General features: G+C 60.6%; 11 protein-coding genes and 4 tRNA genes. 2 read left to right on the top strand and 13 right to left on the bottom strand.

The window, feature by feature from the left end:
* Positions 1-79 precede the first annotated feature (79 nt).
* From ACEE43_RS10775 to ACEE43_RS10740, 8 genes are all read right to left on the bottom strand, one after another.
* Positions 80-1,309: an MFS transporter gene (locus ACEE43_RS10775; protein ID WP_449107413.1), complete on the bottom strand. Its 1,230-nt coding sequence runs from the start codon at positions 1,307-1,309 to the stop codon at positions 80-82.
* A gap of 141 nt (positions 1,310-1,450) precedes the next feature.
* The gene (locus ACEE43_RS10770) at positions 1,451-1,912 is read right to left on the bottom strand and encodes a MaoC family dehydratase (protein ID WP_449107412.1); all 462 of its coding nucleotides are present in this window, start codon (positions 1,910-1,912) and stop codon (positions 1,451-1,453) included.
* Positions 1,913-1,915: 3 nt separating this feature from the next.
* Positions 1,916-2,362: an FAS1-like dehydratase domain-containing protein gene (locus ACEE43_RS10765; protein WP_449107411.1), complete on the bottom strand. Its 447-nt coding sequence runs from the start codon at positions 2,360-2,362 to the stop codon at positions 1,916-1,918.
* A gap of 55 nt (positions 2,363-2,417) precedes the next feature.
* A tRNA-Thr gene (locus ACEE43_RS10760) sits at positions 2,418-2,489 on the bottom strand.
* A gap of 1 nt (position 2,490) precedes the next feature.
* Positions 2,491-2,564 (bottom strand) — tRNA-Met (locus tag ACEE43_RS10755).
* 26 nt (positions 2,565-2,590) lie between these two features.
* Positions 2,591-2,662, bottom strand: a tRNA-Thr gene (locus ACEE43_RS10750).
* A 301-nt stretch (positions 2,663-2,963) separates the two neighbouring features.
* The gene (locus ACEE43_RS10745; RefSeq protein ID WP_449107519.1) at positions 2,964-4,922 is read right to left on the bottom strand and encodes a DEAD/DEAH box helicase; all 1,959 of its coding nucleotides are present in this window, start codon (positions 4,920-4,922) and stop codon (positions 2,964-2,966) included.
* Positions 4,923-5,261: 339 nt separating this feature from the next.
* Entirely contained in the window at positions 5,262-6,866 is a 1,605-nt protein-coding gene (locus ACEE43_RS10740; RefSeq protein WP_449107410.1) for a DUF2079 domain-containing protein, read from the bottom strand.
* A gap of 114 nt (positions 6,867-6,980) precedes the next feature.
* Here ACEE43_RS10740 and ACEE43_RS10735 point away from each other — a divergent pair, with 114 nt between their 5' ends.
* Positions 6,981-7,979 (top strand): DNA-3-methyladenine glycosylase family protein, encoded by a 999-nt coding sequence (locus tag ACEE43_RS10735; protein WP_449107409.1) that lies wholly within the window; start codon positions 6,981-6,983, stop codon positions 7,977-7,979.
* A 60-nt stretch (positions 7,980-8,039) separates the two neighbouring features.
* Here ACEE43_RS10735 and ACEE43_RS10730 read toward each other — a convergent pair whose 3' ends face one another.
* From ACEE43_RS10730 to ACEE43_RS10720, 3 genes are all read right to left on the bottom strand, one after another.
* Positions 8,040-8,420, bottom strand: coding sequence for a thioredoxin family protein (locus tag ACEE43_RS10730; protein WP_135012472.1), 381 nt, complete (start codon positions 8,418-8,420; stop codon positions 8,040-8,042).
* A 122-nt stretch (positions 8,421-8,542) separates the two neighbouring features.
* Positions 8,543-8,624: transfer RNA gene (locus tag ACEE43_RS10725), tRNA-Tyr, on the bottom strand.
* A 154-nt stretch (positions 8,625-8,778) separates the two neighbouring features.
* Positions 8,779-9,189: a hypothetical protein gene (locus ACEE43_RS10720; protein ID WP_449107408.1), complete on the bottom strand. Its 411-nt coding sequence runs from the start codon at positions 9,187-9,189 to the stop codon at positions 8,779-8,781.
* 179 nt (positions 9,190-9,368) lie between these two features.
* On the opposite strand from ACEE43_RS10720, the gene ACEE43_RS10715 reads away from it, so the two are divergent.
* Positions 9,369-9,860 carry a YajQ family cyclic di-GMP-binding protein gene (locus ACEE43_RS10715; protein ID WP_237184942.1) on the top strand — a complete coding sequence of 164 codons (492 nt, stop codon included), beginning with the start codon at positions 9,369-9,371 and terminating at the stop codon, positions 9,858-9,860.
* A gap of 124 nt (positions 9,861-9,984) precedes the next feature.
* On the opposite strand, the gene htpX is transcribed toward ACEE43_RS10715, so the two are convergent.
* Positions 9,985-10,878, bottom strand: coding sequence for a zinc metalloprotease HtpX (htpX, locus tag ACEE43_RS10710; RefSeq protein ID WP_135012477.1), 894 nt, complete (start codon positions 10,876-10,878; stop codon positions 9,985-9,987).
* A gap of 128 nt (positions 10,879-11,006) precedes the next feature.
* Complete coding sequence (locus tag ACEE43_RS10705; protein WP_449122316.1) at positions 11,007-14,339, bottom strand: sigma-70 family RNA polymerase sigma factor; 3,333 nt, start codon at positions 14,337-14,339, stop codon at positions 11,007-11,009.
* Between the last annotated feature and the right edge of the window lie 870 nt (positions 14,340-15,209).

Below are 15,209 nucleotides of genomic sequence, written 5' to 3'. Positions count from 1 at the left end.
GGCTCTGCCCGGGTGCCGCCTGCGAGCGTGCTCACCGGGCGCTGGGAGCTGGGCGCGGGCGTCCTGGCGGCTAACGCCCCTAGAGCTTTTCGGTGTGGACGGTGTTGCCCGGCTTCTTGGGTTCCAGCTGGCTGGTGAGCAGTAGGGACACAACCACAAAAACCAGCACGGCGAGCAGGCCGTTGCGGATGCCAAAGTGCTCCCCCAGCAGGCCCAGCAGGGGCGGGCCGCCCAGGAAGGCCGCATAGCCGATAGTTGAGACAACGGAGACGCGGACGGCGGCCTTGAGCGGGTCGTCCGAGGCAGCTGACATGCCGGTCGGGAAGCCGAGGGAGGCGCCCAGACCCCAGACCAGCAGGCCGACAAAGCCCAGGGGCACGGTAGGGGCGAAGATGAAGAGGGCCAGGCCGATAATGGCGAGCGAGCAGGTGGTGCGGAGCACCGGCACCCGGCCAAAGCGGTTGAGCAGGGCGGTGCCGCCAAAACGCCCCACCATCATGGCTACCACGAAGGTGAAGTAGCCGAGAGACCCGATGGTGTTGCTGGTGCCGTAGTCGTGGGTGAGGGCGAGCGCGACCCAGTCGTTGGCGGAGCCTTCGGCCAGTGCCATACCCAGTACGAAGAGGCCGATGAGGATGGTGTGTTTGTCGCGCCAGGCGTCGCGCACCCGGTAGGAGCCGACGGCGGCGATGGCCTGGGTGTCGTCCTGGCCGTAGTTTTCGCTGTGGCAGAACTTGAGGGAGATGAGGACGAGGGCAGCAACCGCTAGCGCGAAGTAGGCCATGTGAACGGCGAAGGGCACGCCCAGGCGGGTGTCGAGTGTGCCGATGGCGGCACCGGCTACGGTACCGATCGAGAAGAAGCCGTGCATGATGGGGGTGACGTAGCGCCCCAGTGCCCGCTCGTTGGCTACGCCCTGCACGTTGGAGGCCACGTTGGAGACAGCGCTGCCCAAGCCCTGAAGCATGAGGCCAAGCAGGGTCACGGGCACGCTGGCAAGGTGCACGCCCAGGCCGATCATGAGCATGCCGGTGACGGTGGTGGTGTAGGCTGCAGCGATACAGCGGATAGCGCCAAAACGGGCAACGAAGGCACCTGAGAAGCTCACGGCGCAGAAGGAGCCGATAGTCATACCCAGCAGCAGCAAGCCCATGGGCCCGGAACTCAGCCCCAGCCCGTTAGCCACATCGGGCAGGCGGGTCAGCAGGGCAGAAACCACTAAACCGCTGGCAAAGAAAAGCCCCAGCACAGCCCTGTACCAGGTCTTAATCTGCCGGTCGGAAAGCTGGGTGCGGGGTTTATGTGCCATGGTGGGTAAGGTCGATTCTCTCGTAGTAAAGCTAAGAGGGCGCGAGTGTGTTTGTGTCCTGCTGTCTATTCTAGTGGTCGTGCACAACAAGGCGCCCGCTCAATCTCTGAACGGGCGCCTTTAGTGCGCAAGGTGGGGGCGTTAAGCGAGCTTCACGAGAGCCTGGGCCTTCATCAGCACCTTCTGCTCCTTGCCCTCGCTGTCGGGAGCGGTGACGGTCAGGTCGATGCGGGCGGTGCGGGCGTCCGCGTCCAGGGCACCGACCTTACCGGCAACCGAGATGACGTTTCCGCCGGTAGCTGGAGAGGCCGCGTCATCAGCATCGGGTACCGGAACCGGTTTGGAGAAGCGGGTCTGGTAGTCCACAATCGCACCGGCGTCGCCTACCCAGTCGGTCACCAGCTGCACGGCAGCGCCCATGGTGAACATGCCGTGGGCGATGACGCCGGGCAGACCCACAGCGGTTGCGAAGCGCTCGTTCCAGTGGATGGGGTTGAAGTCGCCGGACGCGCCCGCGTAGGCCACCAGGTCAGCGCGGGTGACAGGGATCTGACGGGCACCAATCTCGGTACCCTTTTCAAGGGAGTCAAAAGAGATAGCCATGGGTTAGTCCTCCGCCCGAACCAGCAGCGATGAGATGCAGGTGGCGACCTTTTCGCCCTCTACAGTGGTGATTTCTTCGCGGGTGGTCAGCATAGCGCCGGCTCCCATGACGCGCACGCTATCGACGTGCACCTCGGTCAGCAGCTCGTCCCCTGCCACGATTGGGCGGTGGTGGGTGAAGCGCTGGTCAGCGTGGACCACTCGGGAGAAGTCAATACCGGCTTCGGGGTCACTAATCAGGGCGGCGTCTGCCTTCTGGGCCAGAATAATGGCGAAGGTGGGCGGGGCAATCAAGTCGCTGTAGCCTACGCTCTGGGCAGCCTGCACATCAAAGTGCAGGGGGCTGGTGGCCTTCACGGCTGTAGCGAATTCACGGATTTTCTCCCGCCCCACCAGATAGGGCTCTGTGGCCGGGTAGGTGCGGCCTACAATCTCTTGGTTAATAGCCATAGAAACCACTCTACAAACAAAAAACCTGCCAAGCTAATGCTTGACAGGTTATCTGAGCCCCGACCGGGAATCGATCCCGGGACCTCCATCTTACCAAGATGGCGCTCTACCACTGAGCTATCGGGGCGTAGCGGTGGACGGGCTCGATCCGTCGACCTCACGATTATGAGTCGTGCGCTCTAACCAGCTGAGCTACACCGCCACGTATGAACTTTTGGGTTCATACAGAGCCCCGACCGGGAATCGATCCCGGGACCTCCATCTTACCAAGATGGCGCTCTACCACTGAGCTATCGGGGCAACAGATACTAGCTTACGGTACAACCTTTGGAAGACGCAAATCTAGAACCTGTTTTTTTGGGTGTTCTAGGGCACAAGTTGAAATGGTGCCCTATGGGTAAGGTGGCGCAGGCTCGCAGCGAAGCTGCTGGCTCGGATGAAGTGAGCAAGTGCGAGCGCGCGAGCACATAAGAGCGAACGGAATCCGCCGTCAGGCGGGGCGTGAGGGTCAGGCTTGCGCCTATTCCGCCCGCAGATTATTTTCCTCGCGCGCTCGGAATCTGCTGGGCTCCATCGAGCGCGAGCCTGCAGAACCTTATCCTTAGAACTTCTTGCGGCCCTTCTTCTTGCCACCGAAGCCGCGGTCGTCGCGGTCGAACTTTTTCTTTCCGCCAAAGCCGCGGTCGTCACGGTCAAATTTCTTGCCGTCGAACTTCTTCTTGCCGCCGAAGTCCTTCTTACCGAAGCCGCGGTCGTCACGGTCGAACTTGCGTCCGCCTCCGCCGCCCTTGGGGCCGCGGTCGCGCTTGATGTTGATGAATTCGCCGGCTACCTGGGTGTCGCGCAGGCGCTCGAAGAAGTCACCGGGCAGTTCTGCTTCGGGTAGGGAGACGATGGTGAAGTGCTGACGGATGTCGATTGCACCGACCTGCTTGCCCTTGAGGCCGCCTTCGTTGGTGAGAGCACCGACGATAGCTGCGGGTGAGACATGGGAGGAGCGACCTACGTTGAGCTTGTAGTCGACCATGCCTTCTTCGGAGTGGCGGCGGCCGCCGCGGGGCTTGTCGTCGCGGTCGAAGTCGCGGTCACGGTCGCGCTTCTTACTCTTGGGTTCGGGCATTTCTTCGGCCAGGAAGGGGCGACCCTGCTGGGCGATGACGGCCAGGGCTGCTGCGATTTCTTCGCCTTCAACGTCGTGTTCGTTGGCGTAGGCGTCGATGAGTTCGCGGAAGAAGCTGAGATCTTCGGTTTCGATGGTGTCGGTGATCTGCTGGGCGAACTTCTGCTTGCGGTTGGCGTTGACGTCTTCAACGGTGGGCATGTGCATCTGTTCGACCTGCTGGCGGGTTGCCTTTTCGATCTGACGGAGCATGTACTTTTCACGCGGGGTCATGAAGAGGATGGCTTCGCCGGCGCGGCCTGCGCGACCGGTTCGGCCGATGCGGTGCACGTAGGATTCGGTGTCGTGGGGGATGTCGAAGTTGACGACCAGGGAGATACGCTCGACGTCGAGGCCGCGGGCGGCAACGTCGGTGGCAACCAGGATGTCGATGCGGCCATCGCGCAGGGCTTCAACAGTGCGTTCGCGCTGGTTCTGGGGAATATCGCCGTTGATGGCGGCAGCCTGGTAGCCGCGGGCCTTGAGCTTGTCGGCGACTTCTTCGGTTTCCTTCTTGGTGCGGACGAAGGCGATGATGCCGTCGTAGTCTTCGACCTCAAGCACGCGGGTCATGGCTTCGAGCTTGTGGGAGTGCATGACCTGCATGTAGCGCTGGCGGATGTTGGCGCTGGTGGTGGTCTTTGACTTGACGCGAATTTCTGCGGGGTCGTTGAGGTACTGCTCAGCGATCTTGCGGATGGTCTTGGGCATGGTTGCTGAGAAGAGGGCAACCTGCTTGGAGTCGGGGGTGTCTGCCAGAATCTGTTCTACGTCTTCGGCGAAGCCCATGCGGAGCATTTCGTCGGCTTCGTCCAGTACCAGGTACTGCAGGTTGGAGAGGTCCAGGGAGCCCTTTTTCAGGTGGTCGATGACGCGGCCGGGGGTACCGACAACGACCTGGGCGCCGCGCTTGAGGCCCGCCAGCTGGGGGCCGTAGGGTGAGCCGCCGTAGACGGGCAGCACGGTGAAGTCGGGCATTTCGGTTGCGTAGGACGAGAAGGCTTCGGCAACCTGCAGGGCCAGTTCGCGGGTGGGGGCTAGGACGAGTACCTGGGTGTCTTTGGAGATGCCGTTGATGTCGGCCAGTTCTGCCAGGGTTGAGAGGGCAGGTAGGGCGAAGGCTGCGGTTTTGCCGGTGCCGGTCTGGGCTAGGCCGACGACGTCGCGGCCTTCAAGCAGCAGGGGGATGGTTTCAGCCTGGATAGGTGAGGGCTTTTCGTAGCCGACTTTTTCGAGGGCTGCCAGGACGCGGGCGTCCAGGCCCAGGTCGGTGAAGCGGGTGCCGCCGTCCTCGTCCTTTTCTACCTGCTGGGTGGGGGTGTCTACAACCGGTTCCTGGAAGATGGCGTCGGTTGCGGTTTCTGCGTTAACGGCAGTATTTTCAGTCAATGTTGTCCTCATCGAGTGGGGTTTCAGCACTCTCACTGAGGTGGAGGTGCTGTACGGGGTGTCCCCGTGGAATGCTCGCGAGGGGCCTCAAAGATCAGAGGTCTTCGGTTCGTGGGCGCTGGCTATCAGGGGTGCGCGCTTGGGCGAGCTGATTACACATCAGGTTCTCTAGTCGAAGGTTCAACGGTCTGCTTAGCCTAAGTATGTTCGTTGAACGCGCGTGGCCCTGTGGTTGTGTGCCAGTAGCGGGCGTGGGCGCTGAAGAGAAATGGTCGGGGGTTCCCGAGTCTTACGTTTTCAACTCTACCCTAGTTTGGGCGTTTTGGGCCCGGGTGGTGATAGAGGGTACAGCTAGCGGGTGCGGACGGCGATGTCGATGGTGCCGATGGTGCGGTAGTGAATGTAGGTGGCGGTACCGTAGCGGTCGGTGGCGTAGGCGACGGCGCTGCTGGGCGGGTTGCCGCCCCAGGCGCTGCCGAGTTTGTCGACGAGCACGTAGTCGGGGCCGGGTTCCCCGGAGTGGCCGATCCAGTAGGCGGTGTGGTTGGGCACCAGGTAGGTGAGGACGGAGAGGTCGGCAGCTACGGTGGCGCCTTCTGGGATAGCGGCGACGGCTTCAGCCTTCATCTGGTCAGTGGTGGAAGGCTCTGTGGTGGCAAAGTCCGGGTCAGCCAGCTGGGCCAGGGGCTGGTTGGGCAGGAGTCCTAGGCTGATGATGAGGGCGAGCGCGGGCAGGGCTACCGGGGCGCGGTGGCGCAGGGTTGCAAGGATTGTGCGGACGGTGCGCCCGGCGGGTGTTGCCCCGAGCCGATAGGCGGGGAGGTGCGTACGGGCGACGGCTCGGGCAAGCACATCGAGCAGGGCGGTGAAGACGATGGGCATGAGCACGAGGTTGTAGTGCCAGGTGGGTTCCCAGTAGCCCTCTTGGGGTGAAAGGAAACGCCAGATGAGGGTGGGGGCGGCGATGAGGGCGAGGGGGCTGGTGGTCCAGGCCAGGACGCCGGTGAGCAGAAGTAGCCCGAGGGTGGCAGTTTTTTGCCAGGGGTAGAAGAGCTGGGCGAAGGCGCCGAGGGGGTCACCGATAGCCGCTGCGATGTCGAGCTTATCGGAGTAGTCGAAGACTCCCCCGGTATTGAAGTGGGGCAGGATTAGGCCAATGGCGAGCAGGGGCCAGACTATGCCCCAGAGCATGAGCAGGCTGGCTTCGGCGACTGCGGGAGTATTGCCCCAGGAGCGCAGCAGGGTGCGGTAGCGTTCGCGGCGGGGGCGTATAGGGGCGGACACCGAGGGGAAGGCTATGCTGCTGGCGGTTGAGAACCAGCCGGTGCGGGCCAGGGCAACGAGCCCGATCACGAAAACCGTGATGCCGACGTCCTCTTTGACGAAGACCAGAGGGGCTGCCCAGTAGATGGAGCGGCGTAGCAGGGGGGCGGGGGCATCCGTCAGGCGGGTCATGGCCAGGTAGCCCAGGCTCATGACGAGCAGGGGCAGGGCGAAGGCAACCTCGTGGAATTGAACGGCTACAGCCTGCTGGATACCGAAGCTCAGGGCGTAGGCAAGGCCCAGGGCCAGGGCTGCCCAGGGGGCCAGGATTCGCTGGGCAAAACGCACTAGCAGGTAGACAGACAGGGCGACCAGCCCGTTTTGCACATAGAGCAGGGTGGCGGGTGTAGGCCAGAGCCAGTAGAAGGGGGTCAGTAGCACCGTGACGGGGTGGAAGTGGTCCCCCAGCAGGTTGAATCCCTCCCCCTTGATCGGCACAACCGGGGCCTGCCCTGAGGCATATGCCTTAGCCAGCTGCGAGAAGATACCGAGATCCCAGGAGGGCACCACGTAGTGCCGCCACTGCAGCCAGGAGTAGACGCTGTAGAGGGCAAAGACAGCTAGGGCCAGGGCTGCAGCGCTGATACGCGCCCTGATGGGGTGGGCTTCTGCTGGCAGTAGGGGGGAGCTCATGCGCCTTCTTCGTCTGAGGTTGGGGTGGGCGCCACGGGTGCGGCGTCTTGTACGAGTATAGACAGCAAAGTGGTTCTGTGGGTCGGGTAGAGCGGGTGTGAGACGATGGTGAGCATGTTGCGCGCGCATTTTGTTCTGGAACCAACCCACCGGGTCCACCTGGGCCAGACCTTTGCTCCCCTACAGCGCGGAGCCTTTGACCCCCTCTTTCGTCAGGTAGCCGGGCCTGCTGGCCCTGTTTTTTGGGCGACTGCCCGCGAAGCTGGGGTGGGTCTGCTTGTTCGTTTTGCCAGGACGCACCCCGCCGACCTGCGCGCCCCAATTGAGGTAACGATTTGGGCGGGTGCCAGCTCCCCTAGCGGTACATCATCTGCGTCCGCCCTGGAAGCTTTTGCGGCTCGCGTGCCGGGCTGGGTGGGTGAGCAGGACCGCTGGGCCGGCTTCTACGCCTCAGAGGCCTGGGGGCAGCTGCCAGCTAGGCTGGTGCGGGCACGGGCCGAGGCACCGGGGCTGCGGCTACCCTCTGTTGGCCTGCTCTCGCAAAACCTGCTACTCGCCATCACCGAACAACGAGTCACCGGCATCGAGGCTATGGGAGGTATGCGGGCCCTGCTACGCCAGTACGGTGAACCAGCTCCTGCAACCGGGCTCCCCGACCAGCCGCCGGGGCTTGTTATCTTCCCGCAGGCGTCCACCTTTGCCCAGATTCCTGACTGGGCCTACCACCGCGCCGGCTTTGACCGCTCCCGCTCATCTGCCATGGTGCACTATGCGAACCGGGCTGAGTCCTTCGAACGGTTTGCCGCCCAGCACAGCGTGAGCGAACTCGCCCGGGCACTGAACTCGGTTCCCGGTATTGGCCCCTGGACCATCGCAGAAACCCTGCAACGCTACTGCGGCCACCCCGACGCCGTCAGCGTGGGCGACTATCATCTCGCCCACCACGTCACCTACGCCTTCGATGGTACCCGCGGCGATGACGCCCGCATGGTAGAGCTACTTGCTCCCTATGCCGGGCACCGCCAGCGGGTCGTGGCCCTCATTAAGGCCGCCGGGATCAGCGAACCGCGCCGCGGCCCCCGATACGCCCCGCAGGATATGCGGTCCTTCTAAGACGAAGTCGCCCTCCCCCAATTAGGGGGAGGGCGACTTATATAAAGAAAGTTAGTGGCCTTAGGCCTGCTCAGCCTGGGCTGCTTCAGCCTCGGCAACCTGCTTGTGCACCTCGGCCATATCCAGACCCTTGACCGCGTCGATAATCTGGTCGAACTGCTGGGCATTCAGGGCGCCGGGCTGAGAGAAGACGAGAACGCCCTCGCGGAAGCCCATGATGGTGGGGATAGAGGTGATACCTGCTGCGGCGGCCAGCTGCTGCTGGTCTTCGGTGTCGACCTTGCCGAAGGTGATATCGGCGTGCTTTTCAGAAGCAGCTTCGAAGATGGGGCCGAACTGCTTGCAGGGGCCGCACCAATCGGCCCAGAAGTCGAGGAAGAGAATATCTGAGTTTTCGACGTTCTGGGTCAGGTTTTCCTGGGTAATTTCAATGGTTGCCATGAGAAACACGCTACCGGTTTTATCGGGGCTTGTCTAAAGACTGTGGCCGGTTTCTCTGATAATGAAGCTAGCTCACTAGGGGAATAAAAAATCCCGCCTCGTGTGAGGCGGGATTTTCGCTGTGGCAGATGAGGGATTTGAACCCCCGTAGGCAATGCCAGCTGATTTACAGTCAGCCCCCTTTGGCCGCTCGGGTAATCTGCCGTATTCAATTTCTTGAATGTGTTCGTTTGAGCGAACAGTAGAATACTTTACACACTTTTAGGCAGCTTGCCAAACCGAAAGTAGCTTTTGTTGTAAAGACCACTTAAGCGGGCCGACCGGCGCGCTGTGAGAGCGGACGCCGGTCGGGGCTATGTTAGTTAGACGCAGAGCTTGCCGCGAGGGCTTCTTGCTCTAGCAGGAGCGATATTTCAAGGTTTTCCAGGTAGGCATAGGCCTGGTCAGGGGTGCACATGCCACCGCGAATTTCACGGGAAAGGTTTTCTTTCACACCCTCGAATCTGGCAACCAAACCCGAATTGTGAAGGGTCTGGCCGAGACCGCGAGCGAAATCAAAGGACTGATCGCCCTGATGCTCCTCATCTGTCATGGGTTCCGCTGCCTGAGCGGAGGCAAAACCGTCCGCCGCCAAATCTGCAAGGAGAGCTTCGTAAGCTCGTTGCATGGTTTCGTCAGTTACAGCTAGTACCTGGTGCGCTGCCGGAGTGGTTCCTGAGCCGGGCTGTATACCGGCTGCAGCGTGGGCAGCTGTCTTCTTTTCAGCCATGACTTCATCCTCCCAAACCAAGATGAACTTTAGCTGAGAATGGTGTCACAGTTTCATAACGATTGAGATAACCTGCATACCCTCCGAAAAACAGGGTACCTTTGTAGAGAAGCCCCTCCCCGCACCGTTATGTCAGGGGCATAAGTCACACCGTCTACAAGCAGAAGAGGTAAATACCCGTGGCAAGCGATTCATCATTCGACGTTGTTTCAAAGGTCGACAAGCAGGAAGTTTCTAACGCCCTCAACCAGGCCCAGAAGGAAGTAGCCCAGCGCTACGACTTCCGCGGTGTCGGCGCTGAGATTGATTTCTCCGGCGAAAAGATCCTGATTAAGGCAAACTCCGAAGAGCGCGCCCTGGCCGTGCTCGATGTCTTCCAGTCCAAGCTGGTCAAGCGCGGTATCTCGCTCAAGTCCCTGGATTCTGGCGACCCCTACGCTTCAGGTAAGGAATACCGCATTGAGTCCTCCATCAAGGAGGGTATTGCCCAGGACCAGGCCAAGAAAATCTCTAAGCTCATTCGTGAGGAGGGCCCCAAGTCGGTCAAGGCCACCATTCAGGGCGATGAGCTGCGCGTAACCTCTAAGTCCCGCGATGACCTGCAGGACGTCATTGCCCTACTCAAGGGCGCCGACCTTGAGGTTGACCTGCAGTTCGTCAACTACCGCTAGGCACCTGCCCCGTGGCGGACGTCCGCCCCTCAAAACGCGCTCCCCGCATACCTGGTATGCGGGGAGCACTTCTTTAACCTGTTCAGATTTGTACGGTCAACTTTCAGTCAGCGTGACCTGAAGTCTAGAGCTGCCCGTTCTGACGAGCCATATTTTCGAGGCGGGCGATACGGTCAGCCATGGGCGGGTGGGTGGCCATCAGGTTCTTAATCGAACCACCGCCTCGGAAGGGGTTAGCAATCATCATGGAGGCTGCACCTGCGGTTTGGCGGTTTTCGGGGTTCATGGGGTAGCGTGACACCCCGTTTTCCAGCTTGTGCAGGGCGGATGCCAGTGCCAGCGGGTCGCCGGTGAGGCGGGCGCCGTCCTCGTCGGCATCGTATTCGCGGGTGCGGCTAATGGCCATCTGCATGACGGCTGAGGCCAGGGGCGCCAGGAAGGCGATGAGCAGGGTGAAGATGAGGCCGCCACCGCGGTTTTCTTCGCGGTTACCGCCAAACATGGCGCCGAAGGTAGCGAACTGGGCGATAGTACCGATGACAGATGCGATAGCGGCGGCAATTGAACCGGTCAGAATATCGCGGTTGTAAACGTGCATGAGCTCATGGCCAATCACACCGCGCATCTCGCGCTCATCGAGTAGCTGCAGAATACCCTCGGTGCAACAGACCGCGGCATTCTGAGGGTTACGGCCAGTAGCGAAGGCGTTGGGGGTCATGGTCGGGGCAACGTAGAGCTTGGGCATGGGCTGGTTTGCCTTAGCGGAGAGCTCTTCAACGATGGCATAGAGGCCAGGAATCTGCTCGCGGGTAACCGGGTAGGCGTTCATGGAGCGGATAGCGAGCTTGTCGGAGTTCCAGTAGGTGTAGGCTACGGTACCTACCCCGATAAGACCAAAAATCAGGATAAAGATGGAGCTTCGGGTGAAGTAGGCAAACCCTGCTCCGATGAGGAGGAGAAAACCAACCATTGACCCCATCAAGAGGGCTGTTTTGAGGCCGTTGTTATGGCTGTGCATAAAAGAGTCCTTTCGTTGGGGCTTGATTACCAGAGTAGATGTTCTAGCTGGGATATCCCCGGTGTTCCGCTAGAGGCTTGAGAAAAGCGCCTGCTGTATCTCGTACGAGAAGCAGCAGGCGCTTTTATCTAGTAGCACGTGATGTCTTGAATCTTGCTGAGGCCGAGGTAGCCTTCGAGCAGGTAGGCGGCATACGGAGATTCGATAAGGACGGGCGGCAAGTAGGTGGCGAAACCGGAGGCCCAGTTGGCGCCTTCAGTGTCAGTGACGATAAAGGTGATCATGCACATCCGGTTATCTCCGATGGGCTGACCAATAGCGTCCCACGGTATCGATGCTATGAGCTGGTAGTAGTCAGCGCTTCCCTGCCAGGAATCATAGTCTGGAATTGTCGGCTCGACCGGAACGATCGGATCAACAGGCTCAACCGGGTCAGTAGGCTCAACCGGAACAGTCGGGTCGGTAGGGTCAACTGGCTCGACAGGATCAGTAGGCTCAACCGGAACAGTCGGATCGGTAGGTTCAACTGGCTCTACCGGAGTGGTCGGGTCAGTTGGGTCGACGGGAACCGTGGGGTCGACAGGCTCAACCGGGTCAGTAGGTTCAACGGGAACCGTGGGGTCAACAGGCTCTACCGGAACAATCGGGTCGGTCGGTTCAACTGGCTCGACCGGAGTGGTCGGGTCAGTTGGGTCAACAGGTTCTACCGGATCAGTAGGTTCTACCGGAACGGTCGGCTCAGCCGGAACAGTCGGGTCGGTCGGTTCAACTGGCTCGACCGGAGTGGTCGGGTCAGTTGGGTCGACGGGAACCGTGGGGTCGACAGGCTCAACCGGGTCAACAGGCTCAACCGGAACGGTCGGGTCAACCGGAACAGTCGGGTCGGTAGGTTCAACTGGCTCGACCGGAGTGGTCGGGTCAGTTGGGTCGACGGGAACCGTGGGGTCGACAGGCTCAACCGGGTCAGTAGGTTCAACGGGAACCGTGGGGTCAACAGGCTCTACCGGAACAATCGGGTCGGTCGGTTCAACTGGCTCGACCGGAGTGGTCGGGTCAGTTGGGTCAACAGGTTCTACCGGATCAGTAGGTTCTACCGGAACGGTCGGCTCAGCCGGAACAATCGGGTCGGTAGGTTCAACTGGCTCGACCGGAGTGGTCGGGTCAGTCGGGTCAACAGGAACCGTTGGGTCAACAGGCTCAACCGGGTCAACAGGCTCAACCGGAACAGTCGGGTCGGTAGGTTCAACTGGCTCGACCGGAGTGGTCGGGTCAGTTGGGTCAACAGGAACCGTTGGGTCAACAGGCTCAACCGGAACAGTCGGGTCAACCGGAACAGTCGGGTCGGTAGGTTCAACTGGCTCGACCGGAGTGGTCGGGTCAGTTGGGTCAACAGGAACCGTTGGGTCAACAGGCTCAACCGGAACAGTCGGGTCAACCGGAACAGTCGGGTCGGTAGGTTCAACTGGCTCGACCGGAGTGGTCGGGTCAGTCGGGTCGACGGGAACCGTGGGGTCGACAGGGTCAACCGGTTCAACGGGAACTGTCGGGTCGGTCGGTTCAACTGGCTCGACAGAATCAGTAGGCTCAACTGGGTCAGTTGGGTTATCAGGCTCTACCGGAACAGTAGGTTCAACCGGAACGGTCGGGGCAGTCGGGTCGCCAGGCTCAGTAGGTTCAACGGGAACCGTGGGGTCAACAGGCTCGGCCGGAACCGTCGGTTCAACCGGAACAGTCGGTTCAACAGGTTCAGCCGAATCTGTAGGTTCACTAGGAACCACCGGTTCAACGGGAGCCACCGGCTCTACCGGACTTTCAGGTTCTACAGGAACAACCGGGGCGACCGGCTCAACCGGTGCCTCAGGCTCGGTAGGCGCGGTCGGCTCAGTAGGAACCACAGGAGCTTCAGGCTCTGGTGTACTGGGCTCCACAGGGGTCACCGGCCCTACAGGATCAGTCGGCGCAACCGGCTCACCGGGTATAGCCGAATCCACCGGGGCAGAAGGAGCTACTGGAGCACTAGGCTCTACAGGATTAGCAGGTGCTTCAGGGGCGCCAGGCAGCTCAGGATTAGCATTGGGGACTTGCACTGCAACCGGCTCAGCAACGGGCGCAGCGTTCCCCTGCGAAGGGACAGATGGGTTGCCTGCCGACACAGCAGGTTCGGTTTCGCCACTACTAGCTGCCGGGGTAGCAACGTTACTGCCTTGGTCAGCATCGGCCTGCTGGGAGGTAGCATTTTCTGAACCCGCTGCCTGGGCCAAAGAATTTGTGGAGCCCCCGCCGTTAGCGCTGTTATTCCCCTGCACTGCGGAAGGGCCGTTAGCAGCCACAGATGAGCGAAGGGTTTCAGCGGTCATACCGCTAGAAACATTCTGGGGCTCATTCACCAGGCTATCGGTGACTCCAGAATTTTCTTCATTTGCTTGAGCCTTCGGAGTCTGCAGCTGAGAGTCTGCGCTGATGACCGCCGATCCTGCCGAAGAATTATTGACCAGAGCCATGCCACCGGCAACCGCGCCAATAGCGGTTACGACAGCGGCAGCACCCGCTAAAGCCTGGCTGCCGGGCGTCCAGCGTCCGCCCCCCAGCCCTGAGAAGAGACCGCTCTGAGCTCCAGCACCGGCGGCTGCCCCACCGGCTACGCCACCGGCAAGGAAGGGCAGCAGCACCTTGGAACCATCGGTAATAACGGGCACCAAGCCCGCCAGCACGGGGAAAACCCAAACGCGCATGGACTTGTTGATACCGGCCAGGGTCAGATATTCCGAGGTGCAATAGGAGCACACCGACAGATGCAGACGCAAGGCTTCGCTACGTTTTTTGGTCAGGGAGCCACGCACCATAGAGCTCAGGTGAGGTGAGTACTGGGCGCATTCGTCGGTCTTCGGCGCGTTCTGATGGGCCCGCAAGAAACCTTCGCGAAGGCTCTCACGAGCACGGGTTGCCAGCGCCGAAACAGCGTTGGCAGAGAGGTTCATGGTCTGGGCAACTTCGCGAGGCTTCTTATCTTCAACCTCGGTCATCCAGAGCACGGTCTGCCAACGTTCCGGCAAACCGGTAAAGGCACTGATGAGCTCATCGGACTCATGTAATTTCAAGACGGTTTCGTCCAGCGAACCCATTGACTCCAGGTGTTCCTCTTCACTAGGAACTTCCTTTTGAGCAATGAGCCCGTTTTCCGCTGCCAGGTGGGCGATAGTGGTGGCCAGGTACCCACCCATGAATGTTCGGGGGCCCTTACCGTTTTTGAGAGCCTGGAGCACACGCACAAAGGCTTCCGAGACGATGTCTTCTGAGAGGGTGTTGTTAGAGGTGTGCTTATAAGCAATGGCACGAGCCATTGACACGTAACGTTCATACAGAACGCCGAACGAATCTAGCTTGCCTTCGCGGACGTCCGAGAGCAACAGCTCGTCGGTGGGGCCGCCAGTAGCTGGTTGCGCGGTGTTGTGTGATTGCATGAAAATCCCTGGGTTTATGCGAGTTACCCCTAGTTAGAGTGGTGGGGCATTCTATTAGTCTATCGGGATTCTGCCGCGCGTGCAGTAGTTTGTGGAAAGAACAACAGCAGCCCGGCTCCTTACGGACTGCAGGAGCCGGGCTGATGTTGTCCCTAGCGGTAAAGCGGTGCGAGCCTCTCTACCCTCTGTTGAGTGACGGCGGCGCCCTTCCCTGGAGGCACCCCCGCTTGGCGGTGAGTGTGTAGCTTGTGCGCCACCACCCACGAACAGTGTTGGCACTTAGCGTTTCAGTGCCTGCGAAAGCATCTGAAAGTGTATTGGGTTGTGTATATTTGCCCGAGCACAGAACCCGCGAACGGCCCTGTGCGGTGGGGCTGCTTTGGCGTGTGGTGGGCAGAGCCGCTCGATAAGTTCCAGCAGCGGCGGCTCTGCACCTTAACACATCACAGTGTTGGCTCCCTGCCCGTTGGGCTGTTTTCCCCTAGTCCCAACGGAGGCGCCGTTGTGCTCGTCGAATCCCCACGATTGACGGGCACGTTTTATTCCCTTGTTCCCCGCTCTGCTTCCCATAGCAAATTGGGGTGGTGCGCTACCAGGCGATCATGAAACCGGTAGGCACACCCGACAGTTTTTCGCTGTCATAGATAAAGAGTGGCTGGGGCCCGTTTCATGACGCGAAAACAGGAAGTTTTTTTAAAAAACTTTTTCACCAACCCTTAAATACGCCGCTGACAAGCCTTTTCGCAACGCGAAGTTTTTAAAAACTTTTTAGATTCTGGAGGAATGAAGCGGCACTACAGCCCCAACGAGTGGCAAGGACGCGGGCAAACAGCGCCCGAAACAGGACGGGCTGGGTGCACCAACTGGGCA

It is taken from the genome of Rothia sp. 11254D007BW, assembly GCF_053548195.1.
This window is presented reverse-complemented; position numbering and strand designations above follow the sequence as displayed.